Source organism: Pseudomonas canadensis (genome assembly GCF_030980095.1).
GTDB classification, from domain to species: domain Bacteria; phylum Pseudomonadota; class Gammaproteobacteria; order Pseudomonadales; family Pseudomonadaceae; genus Aquipseudomonas; species Aquipseudomonas canadensis.
On record NZ_CP133298.1, the window covers coordinates 2,319,715 to 2,345,887 of the forward strand.

The following is a 26,173-nucleotide window of genomic DNA, read 5'->3' on the forward strand; positions in this document are numbered from 1 at the left end:
GACGATTATGACCACTCAACACAACGTGCTGCCCACCGCGCGCAAGCCTCTGGACCTGCGCGCATTGCTGGACAACTGGGCGATGCTGCTGGCCGCCGTGAGTATCTTTTTGCTGTGCGCCTTGCTGATCGACAACTTCCTTTCACCGTTGAACATGCGCGGGCTTGGCCTGGCGATTTCCACCGTGGGCATTGCTGCGTGCACCATGCTGTTCTGCCTGGCGTCGGGGCACTTCGACCTGTCGGTGGGCTCGGTCATCGCCTGCGCCGGGGTGGTGGCGGCGATTGTGATGCGCGACACCGACAGCGTCATGCTCGGCATTGGCGCCGCGTTGCTGATGGGCCTGATGGTGGGGCTGATCAACGGCATCGTGATCGCCAAGCTGCGGGTCAATGCGCTGATTACCACGCTGGCGACCATGCAGATCGTGCGTGGCCTGGCGTACATCTTTGCCAACGGCAAGGCGGTGGGCGTGTCCCAGGATCAGTTCTTTGTCTTCGGTAACGGCCAGTTGTTTGGCGTGCCGGTGCCGATCCTGATCACCATTTTGTGCTTCCTGTTCTTCGGCTGGCTGCTCAACTACACCACCTACGGGCGCAACACCATGGCCATCGGCGGCAACCCGGAAGCGGCGTTGCTGGCAGGCGTGAATGTGGACCGCACCAAGATCCTGATCTTTGCCGTGCACGGGGTGATCGGGGCGTTGGCCGGGGTGATCTTGGCGTCGCGCATGACCTCCGGCCAGCCGATGATTGGCCAGGGCTTTGAGCTGACGGTGATTTCGGCGTGCGTGCTGGGCGGGGTTTCGTTGAGTGGCGGGGTAGGGATGATCCGCCATGTGATCGCCGGAGTGCTGATTTTGGCGATCATCGAGAATGCGATGAACCTGAAGAACATCGACACGTTCTATCAATATGTTATTCGCGGCTCAATCCTGCTGCTGGCCGTGGTCATCGACCGCATGAAACAACGCTGAGTCATGCCCTGTGAAGACTGAATGTGGGAGCGGGCTTGCTCGCGAATACGGAGTGTCAGACCCGAATGAGTTGACTGACACGGCGCATTCGCGAGCAAGCCCGCTCCCACAGGTTTAATCGGTGGAGAATTTGAAGACGGTGTTCTGGGTGTAGGTCTGCCCTGGATTCAGGCGGGTAGACGCGAACTTCGGCTGATTAGGCGCGTCCGGAAAATGCTGGGTCTCCAGCGTAAAACCGCTCCAGTGCAGATAGGTCTTCCCAGCCTTGCCTTTCACCGACCCATCCAGGAAGTTGCTGGTATAAAACTGCACCCCAGGTTCCGTGGTAAACAGCTGCAAGCGCCGCCCCGACTCAGGATCATGCACCTCGGCCGCAAGCTGCTTCACATCACCTTTGTTATCCAGCGCCCAGTTGAAATCAAATCCACCCTGCTTCGGCTCGGCAAACTTGAGCTGCGGGTGATCGTCCTTGATGTGCTGGCCGATGGGCGTCGGTTTCAGGAAGTCCATCGGCGTGCCCTTGACGGGCGCCAGTTCGCCGGTAGGGATCAAGGTGGCATTCACCGGTGTGTAATGGCTGGCGTGCAACGTGGCAACCTGCTTGAGGATGTCGCCATTGCCCGCGCCGGCCAGGTTGAAGTAGCTGTGGTTGGTGAGGTTGAGCACCGTGGGTTTGTCGGTGGTGGCCTTGTAGTCGATGTGCAGTTCATTGTTGTCGTTGAGGCGGTAGGTGACCTCGGTCTTCAGGTTGCCGGGGAAGCCCATTTCACCGTCCTTGGACAAGTAGGTGAGGGTCACGCCCACCGAGTCCTTGGCCTTGACGGACGTGGCTTTCCACACGTGTTTGTCGAAGCCCTGGGCGCCGCCGTGCAGCGAATTGGGGCCGTCGTTGAGCGGCACCTGGTAGCGTTTGCCGTCGAGCTCAAAGGCGCCGCCGGCCAGGCGATTGCCGAAGCGCCCGATGGTCGCGCCGAAGAATGCAGTGCCGCTTTGATAGCCCTGCACGTCGTCGAAGCCCAGCACCACGTCTTCGACCTTGCCGTGTTTGTCCGGCACCTTGAGCGACTGCAGCACGCCGCCATAGGTGATCACCGTGGCTTGCATGCCGTGGCTGTTGCGCAGGATGTACTGTTCGACGGCAGTGCCGTCATTGGTTTTACCGAAGGGCTTGTGCTCACTGGTGAGGCCTGCGGCCTGGGTGCCGCCGCTGGCGATCAGCATGGACATCGCCAGGCCCGACAGCAGGTATCGAGGGTGCTTCATGATCGAACTTCCTTTTGTTGTTTTGAGTGGAATAGTTCTACTAATGTGCGATATTTTGTCGATAGAGCAGCGAATTTATAGCCTTTAACGCCATTTTTGCAAAATAAAATAAGACTAATTAAATGAGGCAAGCTTTTATGACCCGCCAGCACGCTGTTTACCCCGACCTCGAAGGCAAGACGGTCCTGATCTCTGGAGGCGCCTCAGGCATTGGCGAATTCATGGTGCGCGCCTTCGCTGCGCAAGGTGCCAAGGTCGGCTTTGTCGACCGCGCGCAAAGCCAGGGCGAACGCCTGGCGGCTTTGCTGAGTTCGCGAGGGCACACGGTGGAATTCGTGAACTGCGACATCACCGACGAGATCGCCTACAAGGCCGCCATCACACGCTTCGAACACTCCCTGGGACCGATCACGGTGCTGGTGAACAATGCCGCTAATGACGTACGCCACAGCTTGGAAGAAGTCGACTCGGAAATGTTCGACCGGCTCATCTCCGTCAACCTCAAGCACGCCTTCTTCGCCGCCAAGGCCGTGGTGCCGATGATGAAAAACGCGGGCGGCGGGGCGATCATCAACCTCGGCTCCGTCGGCTGGATGATGGCTTCCGCCGGCTACCCGGTGTACGCCGCCAGCAAGGCCGCCGCCCACGGCATGACCCGCGCCCTGGCCCGGGAGCTGGGGCCGAGCCGGATCCGCGTGAATACGCTGGTGCCGGGTTGGGTGATGACGGAAAAACAACTGGCGATGTGGGTCGACGATGCGGCCAAGGAACTGATCAGTCGCAGCCAGTGTTTGCCGGGCAGCGTGCTGCCGGAGCACATCGCCAATATGGCGTTGTTTCTCGCCTCCGATGCCTCGGCGATGTGTTCGGCGCAGAACTTTATTGTGGATGGCGGTTGGGTTTAACCGCGTCGCACCCTCCATCCGAATGTCGACTTCAATGGACTGCTCTTGCGCAGGAGCAGTCTGTCAACTCGCTTGTGCATAAACTCCTCCCCCTCCCGCCAATATGCGTTAGCCGACGAATGGTCAGGCGCGCCAGTGAGCATTCGGGTGCCCTTCGGACCGATCAGTCGAGCTGTCGGCCAACAGCTTGAAATCAAGACAATTTTGCCGATGAAGGCGCTTCGATCTGGTAGTGGATGTTAACTGACAGTGTAGTTTTACTTAAATTTAATCGTATTTTAAACGGTCTATATCGTTTGTATTGGTAGTTTAGGTTAACTATATGCGTTCTTGAACCTAGACATCGCCAAGGCGTCGGGCGTATGGTTTTGATCATTGGATCCGAAAGATCACTGCTCCATACCTAAGCCGCATCAGGCCCCGTTTCATAAGGAGATGAACTATGCGCGAAAGGTATTCATCGGGCTCCAGCTGGGAGGAAGTGTTCGGGTTTTCCCGGGCGGTTCAAGTGGATGACACCCTATACATATCCAAGACGGGCGCACTCGGGCCCGACGGAATCATCGTCGCGTCCAATGTCGCCGAGCAGACTCGCGTCATCCTGGAAAAGATCAGCCGCATCCTGCAGGACGCCGGTTTCGCCCTCACAGACGTGGTGCAAAGCCGCATGTACCTGACGCAATTGACGGAGTGGCGGCAGGCGGCCGAGGTCCATGGCGCCTTCTTTCGTGATATCCGGCCGGCGTTCACGCTGTTGCATGTGCTGCCTTTCGCCGAGCCGCAAATGCTGGTGGGCATTGAAGTGGTTGCCCAACGGAATCGTTGACGGAGAGCGTTGATATGAGCCTATCCGACACGCGATTCGTCACGGGGTTTGTGGCTGTCGCCGCAGGGCTGTCCATCGCCAACAATTACGTGTTGCAGCCTGTGCTGCCGGCCATCGCGGTCTCGTTGAACATCCCCGTGTCGGCCACCGGCTTGATCGCCGGCAGTACCCAGGTTGGATACATGCTGGGGATCATGCTGCTGGTGCCCCTTGGCGATTCGCGGAACAAGCGCAGCGTGGTCAGTCTTCAATTTCTGGTGTTGGGCTTGGCATTATTGCTGGCGGCATGCGGCACGCACCTGTTGTACATGATCGGCCTCGGTGCCGTGATTGGCGCCATGGCCACCAATGCGGTGCAGCTCAACGCCCTAGGCTTTCAGATTGACCCGAAGGGCAGCACGGTCGGGCTGGTGGGTGCCGGTATCGCCGCCGGTATTCTGTTGGCGCGGTTCATGGGCGGTGTTCTGGCTGATCAATTTGGCTGGCGTGGGATGCTCGTGGTGGTGGGGCTGCTGATGCTGCTGCTGGCCTTGGCCAGTCGAGCGGTGTTGCCCTATATCGAAACCCGGCGCAGTGCCAGTTATCGGCAATTGCTCCTCGGCCTTGCGCCTCTGTTCATGCGCCACGAGGCATTACGCCGGGCTACGTTATTGGGAGGCTGTTGGTTTTTGATTTTCAGCTTGTTGTGGGTTGCATTGATGCTCCACGTCAGCAGCGCACCCATGTCGTTGAGCCCTTCCCAGGCAGGCATGCTCGGCCTGGCCGGGCTGGCAGGATTGTTGATGGCTCGGCCGGCCGGAAAATGGGCAGACAAGTGGGGAAGCCGACAGGTGATTGGCGCCGGCTTCGGCATGACCGGACTGGGCGTGCTTGTGTTGCTGGTATTTCCCTATTCTCTGCTCGCGATTGTCGCGGGAGTGGTGCTGTTTGACTTGGGTTGCTTCAGCGCCCAAGTCGCCAATCAAACGACCGTGCTGAAAATAGATCCGCTCCAGCGCAATAGCCTGTTTGCACTTTATATGTTTTTTTATTATGGCTGCGGCGCCATAGGGTCGATAGCTGCGCCGGTCATTCATGCTTATTTCGGCTGGACCGGTATTTGTTGGACGAGTCTTTTACTTGCGTTGACGGGCGGCGCTGCCAACTACTTGATGCGTTCGCCTGGCGCGCGCGCAGTTGTCGAACTTTCGATTGCCGATAGTGTTGATAAGTAAACTGCGCACGCATCGCTAAGTTTTATAGATGGATGGACTGCTGTACTGCCAATGACTGTGTAGCGGGTGGGTTTAAACCGTGCCTGGATGCCGAAGGCATGCCTGAAGTTCGGCGTCTTGTGTGGCTCTTTCAATCGTTGTACTGCATGGGTACTTCACTATGTTTTTCATACAACTGGCCGTTATATTACTTGCTTGTCACCTATTTGGTTGGCTGGCTGAGCGCCTTGGACAATGTCGCGTGGTGGGCGAGATAACCGCGGGTATCGTGCTCGGGCCAACGGTGTTCGGGCGCCTGGAATCATCCCTTGGTCAGTCCGTGGGCCTGTTTGAAACCCAGCACATCGGATGGTTGGCGCATGTTGCCGACCTGGGGCTGATCTTCCTGATGTTCCAAGTCGGTGTGCACATCAATCAACGGCACCCCGAAGCATCGGCACAGGGGCGTTTCGCCGCCTTGGCGATTGCCCTGCTCGGGCTGGTTTTGCCCTTTGCCTTGGGCGTAGGCGTGGCGCTGGTTGCCCATGAACACTTGGCGCCGACCTATTCGAAATGGGGGTTCGCCTGGTTCTGCGGTGTTGCGTTGGCAGTGTCTGCGGTGCCGGTCATGACGCGGATCGTCCAGAGCCTCGCCTTGCAGGAAACGCTGGTGGCCCATGTCACATTGCGTGCGGCTGTGATCACCGACGTAGTGGGCTGGGTGATATTGGGCGCGATAGTGTTTTGCTCCCGAGTGGATGGCAATCCCCTCGATGCTCGCTATTTCGCTGCGCAACTGTTGGTGGCATTCGTCGGTTTCTATGGCGTGACACGCTACCTGGTCATCCCCTTTATCCGCCGCGCCCAGGCGCGGGACGAGCACGCGGCGATCATGCCCATGGTGATCAGCTACGTATTGCTGTGTGCCTGGGTCACTGACTGGTTGGGCCTGCACTGTGCAATCGGAGCGCTGCTCGCCGGCTTGATGATGAAGCAGGTGCCTGAATTCACTCACTATTGGCGCAACCAGGTGGAAGGGTTTCTGAACTTTGTTTTGTTGCCGGTATTTTTCGCCTACGCCGGGATCAAAACCTCGTTCGCCAGCCTTGGCAGTCAGGAAAACCTGATCTGGCTCGGCGTATTCCTGGTGTGTGCGTTTGTTGGCAAGTTCGGTGGCGCCTATCTGGGGGCGCGTGTCAGCGGTCTGCAACGGACCGATTCGGCCATTGTCGGCGCCCTGATGAATACCCGTGGGTTGATGGAGCTGATCATCCTGGCGATTGGCCTGGAACTCAAACTGATCTCGATCGATGCCTACACCATCCTGGTGTTCATGGCGCTGATTATTACTGCAACGACGACACCCTTGGTCCGGCGTCTGTTACGCCCGGATCCCCATGTATTTCTTTCGAAAGAAATGCTGCAAACGCGAAGTTCTCACTGACCTGTAATACCCGTTGTTTCCTTTGATAAAAGCGAGGTTTCCATGAGCGTACATACCCGGCAAGAAGTTATCGCGATTCTGAAGAAAATTGTTTCCGAAAAGTTGGACCTGGATATTCCGGAGTCGCACATAAAAGAGGAGGCGGGGTTCTCCTCGGAAGTGGGCGTGGACTCGATTGGTTTTATCGAACTGCGTTTTCAATGCGAAGAAGAATTCAAGATTAAGATCAGTGAAGAAGAGTTCGGGCCCGACAACTTCTTTAATTGCAAGACCCTGTCTGACTTTATTGTCAACAAGCTTGAGGCTCATTGAAATGAATAGCCTTGTGTCAATCGAACGAAGCAGGGAGTTCTTTCCTGCCGATAAACTGTTGAATATTTCGGCCACCTCATCCGTAGGCGATCATTGCACAGCGACTGACACTTACACGGACTACCTGAGGTTCTGGCAAACCAGTCCGCTGCAGCCCGGACACGTCGTGGTCATCGCCTTGCCGAACACGATCGATGTACTGCACATGTTTTTCGCTGTGCTCAACAGCGGCCTGGTACCGGCGTTGATTGCGCCGACCACCCCGGCTGAGCGGTTTGGGCAGATCATCGAGGATTTCCAGGCCGCGGCGTTGGTGAAGTCGAGTCTGCGCATTGATGGTATTCCCCATGGGCCAGGCGCACGGGCTGAACTCATCGGTCGCTGGAGTGTGCTGATTTTCGATGCGCCGCGTATGCCGTCGACGCGACCTGGTGAGGTCATCATCACCACATCAGGCACTTCAGCGTCGTTCAGCAGCGGTTGCGTGCACCGGTTCGAATCGTTGCAAGCCAATGGCCTGCGACATGCCCACAGCATCGGGCTGCGTAAAGAGGATCGGGTGCTGGTCAATCTGCCGTTGTATTACTCGACGGCACTGGTGGCCCAAGCCATTGCGACCCTGACGCTGGATGCCCAGTTGGTCATCAGCGGTCCGCCCTTTTTACTGCCGCAATACACCCGCGATATCGCCGCGCATCGCATCACGGTCAGTTCGCTGACACCGGTGCTGTTGCGTCAGATCAATGCCTGCGAACCGTCCGGCTTACCGCCTGGGTTGCGCGTATTGAGCGTGGGGGGCGACCACGTACCGGCGGAGCAGGTGCAGCGTTGCCTGCAAGCAAACCCGCAATTGGAGCTGTATCTGACGTACGGCATCACCGAAGCCGGGCCCCGCGTGTCGACGTTGGCCGCCCACCGCGTCGACCCTGCCCGGTATGCCTCGGTGGGGCTACCGTTGGCGGGCACCCAAGTGAGGCTCGACTGGCTGTCCGAGAGCCCTTGGCAAGGGGAGTTGCTGGTTTCATCCAATACGTTGCTGCTCAGCAAAATCGGGCGCAGCGCGAAATCGCCTCTGGTCGATATCGACGGGACGACATGGTTGCGCACCGGCGATATTTTTACCCAGGACGCGCAGGGATATCTGTTTTTCAAAGGGCGTAAATCGGACTTCCTGGTGATCAACGATGAGAAGGTCAACCTTGGGGCGATCAAGCACATCTGCCGCACGCTGCCAGGGGTCATCAGTTGCCGAACGCTGGTCAAGCCGACACATCAGGCGCTGGCGGGATTCGAGCTGGAAGTGACGCTCGATCAGTCCATCGTGCCGTCCTGCGACGGCCCTTCGTTCAAGCAACACATATTGAAACTGCTCAAGCGCTACGAGCGTCCCGGCCGCATTGACCTGGTCTTTCAGGACGCCGGCTCCATCGTCAATTACAAGTAGGTGACTGCTATGAATGAACAGCTTACGGCTGCGGCCCGCGAAGTGATCAATCGCTACGCGTTGTCCTCACTGGAGGATGTCATGGCGTTGATTCCCCGGTACATGTGTCATGTGCTGCAGGAGTCCGACCAGTTCGAGACCTACCCGCCCAATGTGGTCAAGTTGAAGTTCGACCCGAGCCAATGGGAAGCCTGCATCCAGCGCTATGAGCACTATCGGGACGTGGTGATTCCCGCGATCAGCCCCCTGGACTACCTCAACGCCATGCTCGACGAGGGGCCGCGGTTGCCGTGTTTCTGCTCGGAAATGGCCAACGTGGCGGGCGTGCTCGTCAGCCAGTTGCTCGGCCAGAAGGTCTACGCGGTGAGGAACATCTTCGTCAACTATCTGTACCTGCCACAGCGCTGGCACTGCATCAACGCGCTGATACAGGACAACCGCATCCGCTACTTCGATGCCTCGGCCTATGCCCAGGTACTGGACAAGAAGCGCCGCAAGATCGTCGAACCATCGCAGTTGCCGGGCTTCAATGCCGCCGATATCGACGAAACCTTCATCCACAGCGACCGCTGGCTGCAAAGCGAGCCGTTTGCCCGGCGCATCGAGCTGGTCTCGGGCGAGTTGCTTGATAACTACTATCCCTCGCCAGTGCACGACAAGCCGGTTGACGAATTTCAACGGGTCTACGGCTGAGGCGACTCCCGATTTTTTTGCTGGAGGCACTATGAACAAGGTTGTAGTGACAGGTCTCGGATGGACCACCGCGTTAGGGTCTCAATTGCAGACCGTATGGGAGCGGCTGGTAGAAGGTCAGACAGGCATACGTGATCTGCCCGTCGAATATCCGCTCAAGAACACGCTGGCAGGCTTCCTGCCGGACAGCGACATCGCCGAGCCGAAGGCACGGCTGCTGGATCTGACGCAACGCACGGCCAAGGCGGCATTGGACGATGCCCGAGTGGCCGTCAGCGGGCAAAACCCCCGGCAGTTTCTGATTGCCGGCACCAGCCTTGGGTATCGCCTGGACAGCCTGGCGTTTCACCAAGATCCGCTGCATGAATGGGTAGTGACCACCGCGCAGCAACTCGGTTTGCAGCCGTTGGCGCTGTCCACCGCGTGCTCGTCGGGCTCGGATGCGCTGATGCTGGGGGCTTACCTGATCCGAGCCGGGTTGGCCGACACCTGTGTCTGTGGCGGTGCGGATATCCTCGGCCGCTCCAAACGCCTGGCCCATACCGCGTTGGGCACCATGTCGGCGACTCGACTGCGGGCGTTCGACCAGCATCACGACGGCACGCTGCTGGGGGAGGGCGCGGGGTTCCTGGTGCTGGAGCGTCAAGGGCAAGAGGCGCGCAAGCCCTATGCCTATCTGCTGGGCTGTGGCTCGGCCAACGATGCCGCCGGGCTGACTGCGCCGGACGAGCAAGGCACGGGTATTCGCCTGGCCTTGGACCGGTCTCTGGAGGAGGCGGGGATTCACCGTAACCAGATCGGCCTGGTCAATGCCCATGGCTCGGGAACCCTGACCAATGACCGGGTGGAAAGCGCAGCCTATGCCGATTACTTCAGCGGCTACCAGCCCATCGTCTTTGCCACGAAAGGCGCCTTTGGCCACACATTGGGCGCAACGGGGGCGTTGGAGGCGATTGCCTTGGTCAAGAGCCTGCAGACCGGAGTCGTGCCGCCCATCCACGGGCTTGAGACGCCAATCGCGAACCTGGATTTCCGCTTGCCCGTCGGCACGGCATTGCAGGCACAGGCGCAGATCGGCCTGAGCCTCACCATCGGCTTTGGCGGGTTCAATACCAGCCTTGTGTTCCAACGCTACAGCTAAGTCACTTCAAGGAGGGTCTCATGAAAATCCTGGATCGTGCTCATGCCAGCAACTTCACTTACAACGACCTAGATGAAGGCTTGCGCAAAGGCCTCAAAAGCGCTGACCCGTCGGTCTACAGCGTGCTGTCCAGCGTCAGCGAGCTGTACCTCAAATACCGCGAACGCCTCGACCCGGTGCGTGCTCAGGTGGGGTTCATTTATTACGGCAACGCTTATCCCAAGACCACCACCGACAAGATCGTCGAAGGCCTGGCCAGCAAGGACCGTGTTTCGCCCTCGGACTTTATCAACGCCAATGCCGGAGCGGCGACCTCCATCTGTTGCACACGCTATGGCTTCCAGGGACCGACGCTGGTCCTGACCATGCCTGGACGTGACGTTCAAGCCATTGCCCGAGGCTTGGCCGACTATTGGCTAGCCACGGGCCAGGCCGACTATCTGTTTCTGGTCGAGGCCCAGACGGACAGCGTCGAGGTACTTCAGGTCAGCACCGAACTCCTACAGCGCGCAAGTGCGCACTTTCACTGAATCAATAACCACCGATCGAGGTTGTCATGGAAAACACTTACGACGTAGCCATCATTGGCAGTGGCATTGCCGGAACCATGTTGGGCGCTATCCTGGCCAAGGAAGGTGTGAGCGTGGTCATCATCGACGCCGGCACCCATCCGCGTTTTGCAGTGGGCGAATCGATGGTGCCCGAGAGCGCTGTGCTGTTGAAAATCCTGGCCAACCGTTACGCCATACCGGAGTTGGCCTACCCCGGCGAACTCAATTCGCTGATCAAGCATGTGGGTTCCTCATCGGCCGGGATCAAGTTGGCGTTCAGTTTTGCCTGGAACGGCAAACACCAGGAACATAACCCGCTGGATGTGGTGTCCACTCCGGTTATCGCCCCCGAGGCCCATCTGTTCCGGCAGGATGTGGACGCCTATTACCTGGCCCTGGCCGCCAGGCTCGGCGCGACCATCAAGCAACAAGCGCGGATTCAGGATATTGAAGAAACCGCCGACGGCATGATCCTGAACCTGGGCCGCGAACAGCTCAGCGCACGCTACGTGGTGGACGCGGCGGGTTACCGTTCGCCCATCGCCGACAAGTACCAGCTACGCCAGGGCGCCCGGGAAATGCAGGCGCGTACCCGGTCGATCTTCACGCATATGACCGGGGTAAAGCTCTACGAAGAGGTCATCGCGTCGACCCAGGCTTCCGGTTCGCCTACACCCCTGGCGCAAAGCACGTTGCACCATATGTTCAAGGGCGGATGGCTGTGGATCATCCCGTTCAACAATCATCCTCACTCTACCAACCCGCTATGCAGCATCGGGCTGCAGTTGGATATCGACGAGCATGGTCCTGCTGGTGATCCAGAGGTGGAGTTCAAGCAGTTTCTTGACGATCACCCCTCCGTTGCCCGGCATTTCGAGGGCGCGGCCAGGGTGCGCGAATGGACCGTAGCCCCCCGACTCAACTACACCAGCCGCGAAAGCGTGGGGGACCGTTACTGCTTGCTCGGGCATGCAGTGGGTTTTGTCGACCCCTTGTTTTCTCGTGGCCTGGTCAATACCTTCGAGTCGATTGCGCGGGTGGCACCGAAGATCCTCAAGGCGGTCCAGACTGACGTCTGGCGCAAGGAGGACTTTCTCTCATATCAGGATTACAGCCTGGAAGTGGTGAAAGTGAACGACCGCCTGGTGGCCAACTCCTTTACCGCGTTCGACAGCTTCCCACTCTGGAATGCGTGGTTCAGGGTGTGGATCAGTGGCAGTTACATTGGCGTGCTGCGGTTTCGCAAGATTCTCTCCGACTACCTCAAGACCGGCGATAACGAGGCGTTGGAACAGGCGTTCGAGACGGCAACCTATGCTGGGCACCTGTCGATCGAGAGCCCGTATTACGAAGCGCTGTTTGAGGCCGCCTGCACCGCCATGGAAGCCTACCGTGCCGGCCAGCAGAGCGAGGCGCAGACCATCGAGGTATTGCAGCGCTTGTTCGAAGAGCAGCGCGAGCATTTGCCGATCGATTTCGCCGACTTCTCCAACCGCTTCATCTCCCGCGCGAGCCAGGAGTTTGCCGATTCGTTGCTCAAGTGGGCCAATGATGCACCGGGCGGGCTCAAGGCACGATTTGATCGCGGCAATGCACCGGTCAAGTTCGACTTCCTCGACAGCTACCGTTACGGCGACCGCCTGCAGCTGGCTGCCGAGGCAGATGCAGCGCTGCAAGCCTATCGGGCCCGCTGAGTTCCCCCACTGCATGCGGCTCCGGTGAAGGCTGGAGCCGCTTTGACTGTCGTCTACGAGAGGGCAAGGGTATGCAAGATACAACCCAGGCATTGGCGCAGCGACGCACCCAGGCAGTCGCCCGGGGCGTCAACCAGGCCCATGCCGTGTACGTGGAGCGTGCCGACAATGCGCTGCTATGGGATGTCGAAGGGCGGCGCTACGTGGATTTCTGCGGCGGGATTGCAGCGCTCAACACCGGTCACCTGCACCCGCAGGTGGTTGACGCGGTGCAGGCGCAATTGCAGCAGTTTTCCCATACGTGTTTTGCGGCGGTGCCCTATGAGAGCTATATCGCGGTGTGTGAAGCGATCAACGCGAGGGTGCCGGGCGATTTTGCCAAGAAGACGCTGCTGCTGACCACAGGTTCTGAGGCGGTAGAAAGCGCATTGAAAATCGCCCGCGTACACACACGCCGTACGGGTGTGATTGTGTTCACCGGCGCCTATCACGGCCGAACGCTGATGACCCTGGCGATGACCGCCAAGGTCAACCCCTATGCCCAGGGCATGGGACTGATGCCCGGTGGTGTCTATCGGGCGATGTTCCCGGATGCGGACGCCGGCGTTTCGGTAGTCGAGGCGATGAACAGCATTTACCGGATCTTCAGCAGCGACGCCGCACCGGAAGATATCGCTGCCATCGTTATTGAGCCGGTCCAGGGTGAAGGGGGATTTGTCGCAGCCCCTGTGGCGTTCATGGTGGCGCTACGCGCCTTGTGCGACCAGCATGGCATTGTGCTGGTCGCGGATGAAATACAGTGTGGCGCGGGGCGTACCGGCAGTTTTTTCGCGATGGAGCAAATGGGCGTCCATGCCGACTTGATTGTGTTCGGCAAGTCGATTGCCGGCGGGCTGCCGTTATCGGGCGTGACCGGCAAGGCTGAAATCATGGATGCGCCCCTGCCCGGCGGCCTCGGTGGCACCTACGCCGGGAACCCGCTGGCCTGCTCGGCTGCATTGGCCGTCCTGCGGGTATTCGATGAGCAAGGGTTGCTCAACGTCGCCCGCGAACTGGGCGAGGATCTGCGCGACAACCTCAAGGAAATCACCGGCGCCCTTGGTATCCATTGCCGTATCCGCGGCCTGGGGGCGATGGTTGCCCTGGAGCTGTTTGACGATGCGGCGCACCGTGTACCTTCTGCGCGCCTGGCCCGGCAACTGATCCAATGCGCGCGCGAGCGCGGCTTGCTCCTGCTGGCGTGCGGGCAATACGGCAATGTCATCCGTTTTCTCATGCCACTGACCATTCCCCGGGCCGTGTTGCTCGAAGGTCTGGAGATACTGGCGGCATGCTTGACGACAATCGACAACCACACCGTGGTTGGCCAACTCTGAAAAGGTGGACAGGGAAATGCAGACGCTTGAAAAACAGATGGACACGCGCGCGTTGCGTAACGCCTACGGCAAGTACGCCACGGGGGTCACCGTTGTCACAACCCTGGATGATCGAGGCGCGCCTGCCGGGCTGACGGTCAGCAGCTTCAATTCGGTGTCATTGGAGCCGGCCCTGGTCTTGTGGAGCCTGCGCAAGGAATCTTACACCGCTCGTGCATTCCAGGCGGCGGATGGCTTCGCGATCAATGTACTGGCCCATGAGCAACAACTGCTGAGCGACCGTTTTGCCACGCCGACCGCTGACAAGTTCAGCCAGGTGCCCTACGCAATCAGCGAAAACCAGCTGCCGTTGATCGATGGCGCGATTGCTCAGTTCGAATGCATCAAGCGCAATGAGTTCGACGGTGGCGATCATTGGATTTTCATCGGCGAAGTCATCAGCTTCACACTCAATGAAGGCAACCCGCTGATCTTTCATGCAGGCAAGTACGCCACGGCGGTCTAGCCCGTCGCGCGGCGATCGGCAATGGCCGTAAGCTTGTCGACGTCGCCGTGCGTGCGCTCATGATACGGCGCGCCTGCATCATAGGCGCGTCGAACATCGTCCCGTTGGGCCATGTGCTGCAGGTACTGCACGGTGTGAGGTAGCGCCTCCAGGCTGATGTGCAGCACCTTGTGCAGCCGCAGCCAGGGATAAATCGCCATGTCGGCGATGGAAAATTCGCCGCAGATAAACGCGCGCCCGGCGATGGCTTGCTCGAATACCTGGAACAGCGTGCGGGTCTGGTTCAGATAACGGTTGGCCGAGTATGCCTCGGGTTGGGAAGCCTGATGGTGGAAGTGATAATTCTGGCCGGCCATCGGTCCCAGGCTGCTGACTTGCCAGATCAGCCATTGCACCACCTGCCAGCGCTGCTCGGGCGACGTCCCGCGAAAACGGGCGTGCTTGTCCGCCAGGTAGAGCAGCACCGCCGCCGACTCCACCACCACTTGCTGGGTATCGTGGTCGAGCAGCACCGGAATCTTCGCGTGCGGGTTCAGCTGCAGATACGCGGGAAGGTGCTGCTCATCGCGGGCGAGGTTGATGTGGCAGATGTCGTAATTGACCGCCAGGGCCTCAAGCATCAGCAGGATTTTATAACCGTTGGCGGTAGGTGAAAAAAATACGGTGTACATAGGGGGCGTTCATGTGGGCGCAGGACGAGGAGCCGGTGGGGACCGGCTCGCGTGGCGTTTGAGCCAGTTTATTGGATGGGGTATTGCGTGAAGGCCGGGAGTTCCTCCAAGCGCTTGGCGTGACGCTGCAGGTACGGGAAGGACTCGGCTTTGACCACTGAGGCGACCGTGAACTGGCTGAACGACCACGCCACTGCAGCGGTAATGGCGCCTTGAGTCAGCTTTTCGTCGGACGCGTGGGCCAGGCGTTTTTCCAGGGTCGAGTAGGCTGCCAGTAATTGGCCGGTTACCCGGTCGAGCCACGGCTCGTGGAGCTTTTCGGCGGGGCGCAGATTATGCTCGTACACAATCTGCACGGTTTTTTCACAGGCGGCCAGTGCGAGCCCGATCAATTGCAGGTCCTGGGCGCGCTCGCTGGCGCGATCGGGCAAAAGCTTCCTGTTGGCCGGCGCCAGCGCTTCGAAGTATTCGAGGATCAGGCTTGAGTCCATCAACACGGTTGAATCGTCCAGCACCAGGGAGGGCGCCTTGACGACCGGATTGATTTGGGCAAATTGCTCGTAGGTGCTGAATACCGAGAGCGGCTGATGCTCAAAGTCGACGCCATACAGGTCCAGGGAGATTGCGACGCGGCGCACGTAGGGCGAGTCCAGCATGCCAACCAGTTTCATGAAGCCTCCATTTACGTCAGGGTAATTTTCAAAGTGCAGTGGGGATGCTTGAGGTATTTGTAGAGATCCAGGAGCAACCCGCGCACGCGAGGACTGGCCTCGTCGGCGGCCAGGAACAGCGCGATTTCCCCGTCGCCCTCCAGCAGAATCAGGCCCGGCGCAAGACAGGTGAAATCCCCGGGTTCCAGGCAGACATCGGTACCTTGGGACGTCATCCAATGACGCCCTTTCAGCGCGACGACATAGGCTTGCTGTTCCAACCAGAAAGAGAGTAGTTGATCCTTGGTCACCAGCCATTTCAGGGAATGTCGGCCCAACGCCATTTTCGCCAGCAATACCTGCGGAGCCTGAGTGATACGGGCGGTCGAGACGCTCTGTTCCATGATCGTGGTTTTCATCGAAGACGCTCCGCGGTTCGCGAGGTGACGGTGGAACGAAAAGACGCCTGCAGCTGGCAGGATTGTTAATTTGAGGTTACTTTATCCTGAGTGTAGCCCTCAAAGTATCGATAATTTTTACCACAATAGGTTAGTTTAGCTTACATGAGTGCATTCCCCCCGTTGACTTGCCTGCGCAGTTTTGAAGCCACTTCCAGGTTGGGGAGCGTCACCCTGGCAGCCAAGGAATTGCACGTTACCCATTCAGCCATCAGCCAGCAGATCAAGGTGCTGGAAGAGATTGTCGGCTTGACCCTGTTCGTGCGTGAAGGGCGGGGCTTGCGTGTCAGCGAGGATGGGCGGCTGTACGCGTTGCAGATCCGAAAAGCCTTGGGCGATATCGCCGAAGCCACGCGATTGATCCAGGCACAGCCCAAGATGGGGGAGTTGGTGGTGGCGGTATTGCCGTCGTTTGGCCGGTCCTGGCTGTTACCGCGCCTACCACGTTTTCAGCAGCTTTACCCTCATATCAGCATTCGTCTGCAAGCCAGCTTGACCATCTCCAACTTGCATCAGGAATCGGTGGATATCGGTATCCGTATGGGCAAGGGGGATTGGGAAGGGGTCGAGCAGAAGCTGTTGTTCCACGATGAAGTCGTCGTCGTCGCCGCCCCCCACTTCAATAGCGGGCGCCTGCCGCTAACACCGCAAGAGGTCATCGACAGCGAGATCATCTACAACACTGAATCATGGTTGCCCTGGTGCGAGGCCGCGGGCGTTGAAATGGGCAACGAACGCAAGGGGTTGTGCAGCAACGACTCCAATCTGGTCTTGGAGGCGGTTCGCCTGGGGCAGGGCATCACGCTGGAGCGGCGCAGTCTGGTGCATGACGCTATCGAGCGCGGAGAGCTGGTCCAGTTGTGCGATGTGAGTGCGCCCTATGCCTATCCGTATTGGCTGGTGTGGCCACCCAGGGAAAGTTCGGAAGACAAGCAGCGCGAATTCTCCCATTGGCTGTCCGGGGAAGTGGAGCGTTATCTTGACCAACTGAGAAAAAACGCCTGAAGGAGGCCCCGCCCGAATGGATCTGTTTTTGCAACAACGCCTGGTAGTGGTCGCGGGCGGTAGCTCAGGCATTGGCCTGGCCTGCGCCCAGGCTTTCGCCGCCGAAGGCGCGCGGGTGGCAATTGTTTCGAGGTCACATCAGCGGCTTGAGCAGGCGCAACGCGTGTGCGAGGAAGCGGGCCTGCACGTGCATCCTTTTGCCGGCGACCTGTCAGACGCCGATCAGGCTCAAGCGGTCATTGACGCAATCAGCGCGCGCCATGGCGCCATCAACGTGCTGGTCAACAGTGCCGGTGCCGCTGCGAGACACCCGGTGAGTCAACTTACTCCGGCCCATTACCTGGAGGCGTTCAGCGCCAAGTTCTGCCCTTACATCAACACCCAGCATGCGGTGCTTGCCCATTTTCTTGGCCAGGCGCAGCCGTCGCTGCGGGCGGTGGTCAATATCGTCGGCATCGGTGGCCGGGTGGCAATGCCCGAGCATGTCGCCGGCGGTGCAGCCAATGCAGCGTTGATCCTCACGTCACAGGGGTTGGCGCAAGCTTATGGCTGCCAAGGCATCCGTATCAACGTGATCAACCCTGGGTTTACCCTGACGCCCCGTACCCAGGCGACCCTGGAACGCATGGCTCAACGCAGCGGCGAAAGCCTTGAGCAGACCCTGGCGCGACAGCAGGCATCGATCCCGATGGGCAGGTTTGCCCGCGCGGGGGAAGTGGCCGATCTGGCGTTGTTCCTGGCCAGTCCAAGAGCGTCCTATTTGTCGGGGGCGGTCATCAATATGGACGGTGGGGCCTATCCCGGGGCGTAGACCCTACCCGGCGCAAAGGCCGAAGGTTGTCCGGCGGCGCGCAGCAGGCCATTGATCAGGTACTGCTGATCATGCGACTGGTGTGCCGATTGCGTCCAGACCAGCCTGTATTCGTAGGGGGAGGTGAGTTGATGGCGGTCGCCGAACACGGCTACCAGGCGCCCGTCGGCCAATTCGTCTTGCAGCAGCGCAGAACTGCCGATCATTACCCCGCCGTTCTGCGCCACTTCATGCATGGCATAGCCCACACCGCTGAAGGAAAGCGCTGCCGTCGTCTGCGTATCGCACTTGGCAATCGCCGTGAACCAGTCGTCCCAAGTGGCATTGCCCAAGCGATCGTCGTGGTACCAGGGTGACTGGACCAGCCGCGCACCCACCAGGTCCAGCGGTTCGTCGACAGGCCCAAGGCTGTTCAGGTAGGCAGGGCTGCAAACGGGGAAGTAGCGGTCCTGCAGCAGCAACGCCGAATGGCTCAACACAAGTTCGCGCGGGCAGTAGCGAATCGCCAGATCGGCATCGCCATGGTCGAGGTTGCGCACTTCGGAACTCGGGTCGATCGTCAATGCAAGGTTACCGCCAGCATACGCGGTGATGGCCGGCAACCGCTTGCTCAACCAGTGACTGGTGATGGATACCGTGCAAGTCAACACGATGCTGGCACCGGTCTGCGGGCGCATGTCCTGAGTGGCCTTGAGCAGCAGCGAGAAGGCCTTGGACACGTCACGGGCCAGGCGCTGCCCCGACTCATTGAGGGTTACGCCGTTAGCGGTGCGATGAAAGAGGCTCAGCCCCAGGTCATCCTCCAATTGGCGGATCTGCCGGCTCACTGCGCCCACGGTCACGCACAACTCCTGGGCGGCTTCGGTGAGCGTGCGGCAGCGTGAGGCGGCTTCGAACGCACGCAAGGCGCTGAGGGAAGGGAGGCGGTGAGGTTTTTCCAGGTTGAGTTTCATGCAAGCACCTTAGCAAAAAATCGATTACTTGCCAGAGGTGATGCGCATAGCCTTGAACCTATGTTTTTCAATGCCGTGGCTCAAGGTCTATGACGATGCTCGACACACGCAAATCCCTCGATGTCTTTTCCGTGTCCACGATGATGGTCCTGTGCCTGTTATGGGGAGGGCAGCAGGTATTGATCAAACTGGCCGCGCCGCAGCTCGATCCGCTGATGCAATTGACAATTCGATATGCCATTTCCGCGCTGATCCTGGGGGGTTACCTGTGGTATCGCCAGGGTGCCGGGCTGTTCAGCGATAACACCGTCGGCGCGGGTATCGTGGTCGGAATCCTGGTAGCCCTGGAATCGATCTTCATCGCTGAAGGCTTGCGCTACAGCAGTGCCAGCCATATCACCGTGTTTCTGTACACCGGCCCCTTGTTTGCGAGTTTCGGCTTGCATTTCCTGCGCGAGGAGGAACGTCTCAGTGGCAGCCAATGGTGTTTTGTGGTGCTGGCGTTCCTTGGCATCGTCATTACCTTCATGGGGCGGGGCGACGGTGCCCAAGGCAACACGCTGCTGGGGGATGGGCTCGGGCTGCTGTCCGGAGCCGCCTGGGGGGCCACCACCATTGCAGTGCGTACGTCGACGCTCGCCAGTGCGCGACCGGAGAAAACCCTGTTTTACCAGGTGAGTATCGCGACGCTGTTGATCTTTCCGCTGACCTTTTTCATGGGCCACTCCACCTTTGAAATCGACGGTGCGGTGGTCGCGAACCTGACCTTCCAGACCCTGGTTCTGGTCCTGGGGACCTTCCTGGGCTGGTATTGGCTGCTGACCAAATACCTTGCGTCCCGCCTGTCCGTGCTGCAGCTGTTGACGCCGGTGGCAGGCGTGGCACTGGGGGTGGTGGTCCTCAACGATGCGTTGGACCTGTGGTTCGTGTGCGGAGCCCTGCTGGTCCTGATTGGCATCCTGGGTGTGAGCGTGCTGGAGGTCCTGAGCGTGCGCCGCGCAGGAGCGACTTCGCGCCTGGCATCCGAGGCGTGATGCCGCTGTTTCCAACGGTCAAGGGTCAAGCCGCTATGGATATGAATGACTGCAAGACAGTGTTGTCCACCCGCATCGGCATCGTCGGCTCGGGCCACTTGGGGGTCGCCCTGGCCCAAGGGCTGATTGCCGCCGGCTTACCCAGGGCCAACCTGTTGCTCAGCAATCGGCATTCCAGCGCTGCGCGGGGCAGGCTCAAGAAGGCCGGGCTGGAAGACCGATATGCCGACAACCGGCGAGTCGTCGATGAGTCGCAGTTGATCCTGCTGACCGTAAGGCCTCAGGACTACCGGGCGTTGAGCGGGCTGCAGCTCAAGAGCGGCACTGTGCTGGTCTCGTTTATCGCTGGTTTGCCGGTTGAGCGCATCAAGTCCCTGTTCCAGCCGCCTCCCCAGATCGTCCGTGTCATGGTCAGCGCACCGGATACGATTGCCGGCGCCTGTGCCATCGGCGCGCGTTATGGCGCCGATTCGGCCCTGGTTGATGGGTTGCTGCGCCGGCTGGGAATCGAACTGATCAACCTGCCATCGGAAGCTGAATTCGACGCCTTTACCGTCTATGGCCCCTGCCTGCCGATTGTTTTGACCTACTGCGAGAGCCTGGCCGTCAACGTGTCCCAGGAAGCCATTGCCAGGGGCGCCACAGCGTGCAACCTGCCGCCCTGGGGCAAGGTGATTGCGTGGGCCAACGCCGTAAGGCCCCGGGGGCTGGATGACCGTGCCCGGCGCGACTACCTGCACAGCGCTACCACGCCAGGTGGCGTGACGGAAGCATTGCTGGACGCCGTAGGCGAAGGCTTGACGTTGTCCGACTGTTTCCGCGCCGGTATTGCGCGCAGCCAACGGCTGGCGGGCTGAGGCTTATTTCCCCACGTGACATCAATCGAGGATCGACAATGAAACACACGGCAGAGGAAAGTGCATTGGTGACCGCATCCCACCGGCTCAATGGTGAAAAGGAGGTGCTGCGGGCCTTCTACGATGAGTGGGCGGAAGGCTACGTAGACACCGCTTTTGGTGAAAAATATGTCGGTCACTGGGTTTGTGCAAAATTGCTGGATGTGGTGGCCCACGCGTTGGTCAAATCGGGCCGGCCACACAGTGCGCGGATTCTCGATGCCGGGTGTGGTACCGGGTTGGTGGGAGAGCAACTGGCCGGGATCGGCTACGGCGAGATCGATGGCGTCGACCTGTCCGCCGGCATGGTCGAGCAGGCACGCAAGACCAACGCATACAGTCAGCTTACGGCTGATGTCGACTTGAACGTGCGCAACCCTGCCATCGCGGATGATCGCTATGACCTGGTGGTCTGTTGCGGCGTGTTCATCGACGGACATGTGGCCGTCACCGCACTGGACGAACTGCTGCGTGTCGCGCGCAGTTCTGGCTACCTGGTTGTCAGTACGCGCCAGAGTTACCTGGACCATGAACCTTTTGTCGAGTACGTCGAGCGTTTGGCCGAGGACGGCAAGGTGCGTGTGGTCATGCGTATCGAGCGCGGTAACTATATCAACGTCGACACCGCCGATTATTGGGTCCTCGAAAAAACCACCTGAACGCCGGCGTCGGCCAGGATATCTTCGAGGCGCTCGTTCATGCCGGGCTCCGGCTGCGCTGGCGGCTGGCCCCCGGCGGATGGCCGGTAATACGCTTGAACGCACGGCTGAACGCTGCCTGGGAGGTATAGCCCAGGCGCAGCGCCACTTCTTCGATAGGCAATCGCTCCAGGGTCAGCCACTGGCTGGCCAGGCGCATGCGCAACTCCGTCACGTAGCGCAGGGGCGGGATGCCCAGGGTGGCCTGGAAGCGCTCGGCGAACACCGAACGGGAAGCATGACAATGCGCCGCCAATTCGGCCACGCTCCAATCGCGACCCGGGTCCTGATGCAGGACGAGCAGGGCACCGGCCAGTCGCGTGTCGCGCAGCGCCGCCACCAATCCTGATGCATTACCGCAGGCACATTCCACCCAGCCCCGCACGATCATGGCGGCGACCACATCGGCCAGGCGCGCGAGGATGCCGGAGTAGCCGATGCGGGCAGCAGACACTTCACGCTCCATCACCGCCAGGATCGGCATCAGGCCGGGGTACCGCTGGCCCTGGGCATCGATCAGCATCAAGGCCGGCATCAGGCTGCCGAGCCCCTGGAGACTGCCGAGTTCGAACGCCATGCAGGCGCTGAACAGCAAGGTGCAGGGGGGCGTATCGGGGGACGCATCCACGGCGCAGACGGTATCGCCCAACGCGGTCGCGCCAAAGCCATCGATGTCCTGCACAGGCCTGTCCGCATCGGAGGACAGCGCATGGGCGCCGCCGTGGGAGATGAACACCGCATTGCCCGCCGACAACTCAAACAGGCCGCCGTCGTCGGTTCGCAGGGTGGCCGTCCCTGCGGCCAGGAAGTGGAAGTAGGCGTGTCCGGGTTTGGCCTCAAAGCCCATGCCGAAGCTCGGTCCGGCCTGGATGCGTCGGTACTGCACCCCGCTCAGGCGCATGCCGCGCAGCAGCTCGTCGATAAGGCCGGAGGACTGATTGAAAGGGGCGACTGTTGTCATGTTCGGGGTTTTGGTCAAAAACTCAAGGGTCTGCATCATAGATCATCCGGATTGGCGAACCTAGACTGGCCGTCGCGCTAATTTCCCGAGGATGTCGTGTGATGAATGATTGTGTAGCCCAAGCCGCTCACTCTGCCCAAGTTGAGCCCGATGCGCCCGCCTGGATGGCGGTGTTTTCCCTGGCCATGGGGGTATTCGGCTTGTTGACGGCGGAATACCTGCCGGCAAGCTTGTTGACGCCAATGGCGATGGACCTGGGAGTGTCCGAGGCGCTGGCCGGCCAAGCCGTGACGGTGACGGCAGTGGTGGCGTTGTTTGCCGGGCTGCTGGTGCCCGGCCTCACGCGTGGGATCGACCGACGCGTGGTGCTACTGGGTTTCTCCCTGCTGATGATTGCGTCAAACCTGTTGGTGGCGTTCTCTTCAAGCCTGGCGGTATTACTGCTGATGCGTATCCTCCTGGGCATTGCCCTGGGCGGTTTCTGGAGCATGGCCGCCGCCGTGGCGATGCGCCTGGTGCCAGCGGCGCTGCTGCCCCGCGCGCTGTCGATCATCTTCAGTGGTATTGCGGTGGGCACGGTGGTTGCTGTGCCGCTGGGCAGCTACCTCGGTGGTCTGTATGGCTGGCGCAGTGCGTTCGTTGCCGCCGCCGCCGTCGGTGCAGTGACGCTGGCGTTCCAACTGTTCACGCTGCCCCGCCTGGCGCCCTCGGGGACTGCACGCTTGCGCACGGTACTGGATGTGCTGCTGCGTCCAGGCATCGCCATCGGCATGTTTGGCTGCGTGCTGGTTCACACCGGGCACTTTGCGCTGTTCACCTACATCCGACCCTTCCTGGAAAGCACCACGGGGGTGGGGACAGAAGGGTTGGCGTTGATGCTGCTGGGGTTCGGCGCAGCCAACTTCGTCGGCACGCTGCTGGCCGGTTGGATGCTGGTGCGTTATCCACGTGGCACCTTGGTACTGATGCCGGTATTAGTGGGCGTCGCGGCGCTGGCCCTGGTGTTGCTGCCAGTCTCTCTCCCAGGCCAGGCGTTGCTGCTGGCGCTGTGGGGCATGGCCTTTGGCGGGGCGCCCGTGGCGTGGTCGAACTGGGTGGCCCGCGCCGTGCCGGACCAGGCTGAGAGTGCCGGTGGCATGGTCGTGGCTTCGGTGCAGTCCGCCATTGCAGCGGGCGCGGCCGGAGGAGGCGCGATGTTCAGTCTCAGTGGCATCAGCGGGGTGTTTCTGGGCGCGGGTGTACTGATGCTGTTGGCTGCCTTGTTGATTGCGCTGCGGGTACAGGTGCCACGCACCGAGGCAGGCATGGGCGTGGCGCTGCACCTGTGAGCTAGGTGTCCAGGTGGGGCAGCAACTGGCTGACCAAACCAATCCCCAACAAGCAGCACGACGAGGATGCGCTGCTGGCGGCCCAGATCGCCGAGGAAACCGGCGCCCGGCCTATTCGCAGTGAACGGGTGGGCGAGGGCGGCGGGATTGAGGTTGACGGCCTGGGCACCGGTATCATGACCGAAAGCAGCTAGATCAATCGCAACCGTCACCCGGACTGGAGCAAGGCCGAGGTCGAGGCCGAACTCAGCAAGGGCAATCCGGATTTTGCGGCGGGCTACATCAATTACTTCGTGATAAACGGTGCGGTGATCGCCCCGGAGTTTGGCGACCCGGTAGCGGACTGCAAGGCACTGGACCTGCTGGCCCGGCTCTACCCGGACCGCAAGGTGGTGGCATTCACTGTGTGACGAGTCATCAACCTTTGGTTTAGTCTGGAGCGCTTCGCCGATCGCAAACGCCTCTGGAGCCGTCAGCATGACCGATTACGTACCCCCGAAAGTGTGGACCTGGGACGCCGAAAATGGCGGCACCTTCGCCAGCATCAACCGCCCGATTGCCGGTGCGACCCATGACAAGGAACTGCCGGTAGGCAAGCACCCGCTGCAGCTGTATTCCCTGGCCACGCCTAATGGCCAGAAAGTCACGATCCTGCTGGAGGAGTTGCTGGCGCTGGGTCACAGCGGTGCGGAATATGACGCCTGGCTGATCAAGATCGGCGACGGCGACCAGTTCGGCAGCGGCTTTGTGGGGGTGAATCCGAACTCCAAGATTCCGGCGCTGTTGGATCGCAGCGGCGCCATACCGATTCGCGTATTCGAGTCGGGGGCGATCCTGCAGTACCTGGCCGAGAAGTTCGGTGCGTTCTTCCCCACCGAGCCTGCGGCCCGTGCCGAATGCCTGTCGTGGCTGTTCTGGCAGATGGGCAGCGCGCCGTATCTGGGCGGTGGGTTCGGGCATTTTTATGCCTATGCGCCGAGCAAGATGGAGTACGCGATCAACCGCTTCGCCATGGAAACCAAGCGTCAGCTGGACGTACTAGACCAGCGCCTGGCAGTGAGCGAATACATCGCGGGAGATGAATACACCATCGCCGATATCGCCATCTGGCCGTGGTATGGCGGGCTGGTCAAAGGTCGCTTGTATGGCGCGGCGGAGTTCCTGTCGGTGCATGAGTACAAGCACGTATTGCGCTGGGCAGACGCGATCGAAGCGCGGCCGGCGGTGCAGCGCGGCCGGCGGGTGAATCGGGTGTCCGGTGAGCCCCATGAGCAATTGGCCGAGCGGCATGACGCCAGCGACCTGGACTAAAGGCCTGACGCGGTAAGAAAGGTGGGAGCGGGCTTGCTCGCGAATGCGGAGTGTCAGTCAACAGATTCATTGGCTGATCCACCGCAATCGCGAGCAAGCCCGCTCCCACATTTGGATTTGTGTATTTCACTCTACTTGTAGCGCTGCTCAAACACTGCCACCTGCTCCGGCTTGATCAGTTCAAACGGCACCCACACTTCCGACTCAATCGCCTCGCCCTTGATCATTCGCACCGCCGCCTGCACGGCCTGGGTAGCCTGGGCCTTCGGGTCCTGGAACACGGACGCCGTCAGCAACCCCCGCTTGATCGCTGCCAGCCCATCGGGCAAGCCATCGATACCCACAATCGCCACTTCACCCTTGGTTTTTCCCGCCTGCTGCAAAGCCATGGCCGCGCCAATCGCCATTTCATCGTTGTTGGCCACGATGGCATCGAACTGCGTGCCTGCCAGCAGCCAGTTGCTGGTCAGGTCCATGCCCTTGCTGCGTTGCCATTCGGCGCTTTGCTGCTCGACCACCTTGATACCGGGAAACTCCTTGAGCACCTGTTTGGCGCCCTCGGTGCGGTCATGGGTGGCGTTCTGCGCAAGGTCGCCCATGATGATCGCCACACTGCCCTTGCCGCCGAGTTTTTCCGCCAGGTAGCGCATCTGCAACTGCCCGGCCTCGATGTCGTTGGAGGCCACGGTGACCACGCCCTTGGGCAGAGTGCGTTCGTCCGGGTGACGGTTGACGTACACCAGCGGCGTCTTGGCCGCCACGGCAGCACGGGTCATGTTGGCGGTGGCGGCGGTGTCCACCGGCAGTACGATCACCGCGTCGACCTTCTGGTTGAGGAAGCCTTCGACCTGATTAAGCTGGCGCACCACGTCGCCCTGGGCGTCTTCGAACTGGATCTGCACATCCTGCTGCTTGGCGGCCGCTTCCAGGCCGGTGCGCACGTAGGTCATGAAGTTGTCGTCGACCCGGGCAATGCTCACGCCGATGCGATAAGCCGCGAAGGTCCATTGGCTGAACAGCAGCAACAAGGTGGCAGCAAACAACGAATAGCGATTCATAAGGGTGATCCTTTTA

At 60.2% G+C, this 26,173-nt stretch carries 27 protein-coding genes and 1 pseudogene; 21 read left to right on the plus strand and 7 right to left on the minus strand.

The annotated features are described in order from the left end of the window. Positions 1 to 7: 7 nt before the first annotated feature. Complete coding sequence (araH, locus tag RB216_RS10850) at positions 8 to 976, plus strand: L-arabinose ABC transporter permease AraH (RefSeq protein WP_068933932.1); 969 nt, start codon at positions 8 to 10, stop codon at positions 974 to 976. Positions 977 to 1,090: 114 nt separating this feature from the next. Here araH and RB216_RS10855 read toward each other — a convergent pair whose 3' ends face one another. After that, complete coding sequence (locus RB216_RS10855; RefSeq protein WP_068933930.1) at positions 1,091 to 2,239, minus strand: aldose epimerase family protein; 1,149 nt, start codon at positions 2,237 to 2,239, stop codon at positions 1,091 to 1,093. 137 nt (positions 2,240 to 2,376) lie between these two features. On the opposite strand from RB216_RS10855, the gene RB216_RS10860 reads away from it, so the two are divergent. The 12 genes from RB216_RS10860 (at position 2,377) to RB216_RS10915 (ending at position 14,323) form a co-directional block, all read left to right on the plus strand. Beyond that, positions 2,377 to 3,144 (plus strand): SDR family NAD(P)-dependent oxidoreductase, encoded by a 768-nt coding sequence (locus tag RB216_RS10860; protein ID WP_236319045.1) that lies wholly within the window; start codon positions 2,377 to 2,379, stop codon positions 3,142 to 3,144. Between the two features lie 442 nt (positions 3,145 to 3,586). Next, positions 3,587 to 3,970 (plus strand): RidA family protein, encoded by a 384-nt coding sequence (locus tag RB216_RS10865; RefSeq protein ID WP_028619715.1) that lies wholly within the window; start codon positions 3,587 to 3,589, stop codon positions 3,968 to 3,970. 14 nt (positions 3,971 to 3,984) lie between these two features. Further along, positions 3,985 to 5,184 carry an MFS transporter gene (locus RB216_RS10870; protein WP_308908683.1) on the plus strand — a complete coding sequence of 400 codons (1,200 nt, stop codon included), beginning with the start codon at positions 3,985 to 3,987 and terminating at the stop codon, positions 5,182 to 5,184. A 160-nt stretch (positions 5,185 to 5,344) separates the two neighbouring features. Then, the gene (locus tag RB216_RS10875) at positions 5,345 to 6,607 is read left to right on the plus strand and encodes a cation:proton antiporter (protein WP_308908684.1); all 1,263 of its coding nucleotides are present in this window, start codon (positions 5,345 to 5,347) and stop codon (positions 6,605 to 6,607) included. A 42-nt stretch (positions 6,608 to 6,649) separates the two neighbouring features. Then, a complete protein-coding gene (locus tag RB216_RS10880) occupies positions 6,650 to 6,919 on the plus strand; it encodes an acyl carrier protein (protein ID WP_032864610.1) in 270 nt (89 codons plus the stop codon). Position 6,920: 1 nt separating this feature from the next. Then, positions 6,921 to 8,363 (plus strand): adenylate-forming 2-oxoglutaryl-ACP ligase AmcH, encoded by a 1,443-nt coding sequence (gene amcH / locus RB216_RS10885; RefSeq protein ID WP_050587943.1) that lies wholly within the window; start codon positions 6,921 to 6,923, stop codon positions 8,361 to 8,363. A gap of 9 nt (positions 8,364 to 8,372) precedes the next feature. Then, the gene (locus RB216_RS10890) at positions 8,373 to 9,056 is read left to right on the plus strand and encodes a hypothetical protein (RefSeq protein WP_028619718.1); all 684 of its coding nucleotides are present in this window, start codon (positions 8,373 to 8,375) and stop codon (positions 9,054 to 9,056) included. A 31-nt stretch (positions 9,057 to 9,087) separates the two neighbouring features. Next, positions 9,088 to 10,197: a cispentacin biosynthesis acyltransferase subunit AmcF gene (amcF, locus tag RB216_RS10895; RefSeq protein ID WP_028619719.1), complete on the plus strand. Its 1,110-nt coding sequence runs from the start codon at positions 9,088 to 9,090 to the stop codon at positions 10,195 to 10,197. A 20-nt stretch (positions 10,198 to 10,217) separates the two neighbouring features. Beyond that, positions 10,218 to 10,727 carry a cispentacin moiety biosynthesis protein AmcG gene (amcG, locus tag RB216_RS10900; protein ID WP_050587944.1) on the plus strand — a complete coding sequence of 170 codons (510 nt, stop codon included), beginning with the start codon at positions 10,218 to 10,220 and terminating at the stop codon, positions 10,725 to 10,727. A gap of 26 nt (positions 10,728 to 10,753) precedes the next feature. Continuing rightward, positions 10,754 to 12,442 (plus strand): NAD(P)/FAD-dependent oxidoreductase, encoded by a 1,689-nt coding sequence (locus RB216_RS10905; RefSeq protein WP_028619720.1) that lies wholly within the window; start codon positions 10,754 to 10,756, stop codon positions 12,440 to 12,442. 71 nt (positions 12,443 to 12,513) lie between these two features. Continuing rightward, positions 12,514 to 13,818 (plus strand): 4-aminobutyrate--2-oxoglutarate transaminase, encoded by a 1,305-nt coding sequence (gene gabT, locus RB216_RS10910; RefSeq protein WP_308908685.1) that lies wholly within the window; start codon positions 12,514 to 12,516, stop codon positions 13,816 to 13,818. A gap of 16 nt (positions 13,819 to 13,834) precedes the next feature. Further along, a complete protein-coding gene (locus RB216_RS10915) occupies positions 13,835 to 14,323 on the plus strand; it encodes a flavin reductase family protein (protein ID WP_028619721.1) in 489 nt (162 codons plus the stop codon). On the opposite strand, the gene RB216_RS10920 is transcribed toward RB216_RS10915, so the two are convergent. The 3 genes from RB216_RS10920 to RB216_RS10930 form a co-directional block, all read right to left on the minus strand. After that, positions 14,320 to 14,994 carry a glutathione S-transferase family protein gene (locus tag RB216_RS10920; RefSeq protein WP_028619722.1) on the minus strand — a complete coding sequence of 225 codons (675 nt, stop codon included), beginning with the start codon at positions 14,992 to 14,994 and terminating at the stop codon, positions 14,320 to 14,322. The genes RB216_RS10915 and RB216_RS10920 overlap by 4 nt on opposite strands. Positions 14,995 to 15,062: 68 nt before the next feature. Next, positions 15,063 to 15,665: a glutathione S-transferase gene (locus RB216_RS10925; RefSeq protein WP_308908686.1), complete on the minus strand. Its 603-nt coding sequence runs from the start codon at positions 15,663 to 15,665 to the stop codon at positions 15,063 to 15,065. A gap of 11 nt (positions 15,666 to 15,676) precedes the next feature. Beyond that, positions 15,677 to 16,063, minus strand: a complete 387-nt coding sequence (locus RB216_RS10930; RefSeq protein ID WP_028619724.1) for a hypothetical protein — start codon at positions 16,061 to 16,063, stop codon at positions 15,677 to 15,679. 144 nt (positions 16,064 to 16,207) lie between these two features. On the opposite strand from RB216_RS10930, the gene RB216_RS10935 reads away from it, so the two are divergent. Beyond that, the gene (locus tag RB216_RS10935) at positions 16,208 to 17,107 is read left to right on the plus strand and encodes a LysR substrate-binding domain-containing protein (RefSeq protein ID WP_308908687.1); all 900 of its coding nucleotides are present in this window, start codon (positions 16,208 to 16,210) and stop codon (positions 17,105 to 17,107) included. Between the two features lie 16 nt (positions 17,108 to 17,123). Continuing rightward, positions 17,124 to 17,918, plus strand: a complete 795-nt coding sequence (locus RB216_RS10940; RefSeq protein ID WP_071489123.1) for an SDR family oxidoreductase — start codon at positions 17,124 to 17,126, stop codon at positions 17,916 to 17,918. Here RB216_RS10940 and RB216_RS10945 read toward each other — a convergent pair. Next, entirely contained in the window at positions 17,903 to 18,871 is a 969-nt protein-coding gene (locus tag RB216_RS10945; RefSeq protein WP_028619727.1) for a LysR family transcriptional regulator, read from the minus strand. The genes RB216_RS10940 and RB216_RS10945 overlap by 16 nt on opposite strands. A 95-nt stretch (positions 18,872 to 18,966) precedes the next feature. Here RB216_RS10945 and RB216_RS10950 point away from each other — a divergent pair, with 95 nt between their 5' ends. The 3 genes from RB216_RS10950 (at position 18,967) to RB216_RS10960 (ending at position 21,460) form a co-directional block, all read left to right on the plus strand. Then, positions 18,967 to 19,905, plus strand: a complete 939-nt coding sequence (locus RB216_RS10950) for a DMT family transporter (protein WP_122724504.1) — start codon at positions 18,967 to 18,969, stop codon at positions 19,903 to 19,905. A 35-nt stretch (positions 19,906 to 19,940) separates the two neighbouring features. Further along, a complete protein-coding gene (locus RB216_RS10955) occupies positions 19,941 to 20,762 on the plus strand; it encodes a pyrroline-5-carboxylate reductase family protein (protein WP_158628959.1) in 822 nt (273 codons plus the stop codon). 68 nt (positions 20,763 to 20,830) lie between these two features. Next, entirely contained in the window at positions 20,831 to 21,460 is a 630-nt protein-coding gene (locus RB216_RS10960; RefSeq protein WP_308908688.1) for a class I SAM-dependent DNA methyltransferase, read from the plus strand. Positions 21,461 to 21,497: 37 nt separating this feature from the next. On the opposite strand, the gene RB216_RS10965 is transcribed toward RB216_RS10960, so the two are convergent. Next, positions 21,498 to 22,496 (minus strand): AraC family transcriptional regulator, encoded by a 999-nt coding sequence (locus RB216_RS10965; RefSeq protein ID WP_236318357.1) that lies wholly within the window; start codon positions 22,494 to 22,496, stop codon positions 21,498 to 21,500. A gap of 65 nt (positions 22,497 to 22,561) precedes the next feature. Here RB216_RS10965 and RB216_RS10970 point away from each other — a divergent pair, with 65 nt between their 5' ends. The 3 genes and pseudogenes from RB216_RS10970 (at position 22,562) to yghU (ending at position 25,099) form a co-directional block, all read left to right on the plus strand. Then, positions 22,562 to 23,788: an MFS transporter gene (locus RB216_RS10970; RefSeq protein ID WP_308908689.1), complete on the plus strand. Its 1,227-nt coding sequence runs from the start codon at positions 22,562 to 22,564 to the stop codon at positions 23,786 to 23,788. 50 nt (positions 23,789 to 23,838) lie between these two features. Beyond that, a pseudogene (locus RB216_RS10975) lies at positions 23,839 to 24,221 on the plus strand (agmatine deiminase family protein); the annotation flags it as partial. A 44-nt stretch (positions 24,222 to 24,265) separates the two neighbouring features. Further along, a complete protein-coding gene (yghU, locus tag RB216_RS10980) occupies positions 24,266 to 25,099 on the plus strand; it encodes a glutathione-dependent disulfide-bond oxidoreductase (RefSeq protein ID WP_236318329.1) in 834 nt (277 codons plus the stop codon). A gap of 131 nt (positions 25,100 to 25,230) precedes the next feature. Here the strand turns inward: yghU and RB216_RS10985 are convergent, their stop codons facing one another. Then, complete coding sequence (locus RB216_RS10985; protein ID WP_236318331.1) at positions 25,231 to 26,157, minus strand: sugar ABC transporter substrate-binding protein; 927 nt, start codon at positions 26,155 to 26,157, stop codon at positions 25,231 to 25,233. Positions 26,158 to 26,173: the final 16 nt, after the last annotated feature.